1 protein-coding gene is annotated in these 234 nt (G+C 63.2%); it reads left to right on the top strand.

What is annotated here, in order from left to right; translation table 11 throughout:
• Positions 1 to 234, top strand: a 234-nt coding sequence (locus tag BN358_RS23505) for a Gfo/Idh/MocA family protein (RefSeq protein ID WP_198018422.1), incomplete at both ends; no start/stop codon positions are given.

Consider the following 234-nt stretch of genomic DNA (forward strand, 5'->3'; position numbering starts at 1 on the left):
GAGTCGCGATCCCGGTACTCGAGCGCGGCGTTGCAGTGTTCCTTGAGAAGCCGATGACGATCAACTTGTCCGACGCCGACGACGTGCTCAAGACCGCCTACCGAACCGGCTCCCGCCTCTACGTCAGCCACAACATGCGGCATCTTCCGGCGATCGTGCTGATGCGCCGACTGATCCAGGAGGGACGTGTCGGCGAGGTGAAGGCGATCTGGTGCCGTCACTTCGTCGGCAACG

The organism is Sedimentibacter sp. B4 (genome assembly GCF_000309315.1).
Lineage (GTDB): Bacteria > Bacillota > Clostridia > Tissierellales > Sedimentibacteraceae > Sedimentibacter > Sedimentibacter saalensis.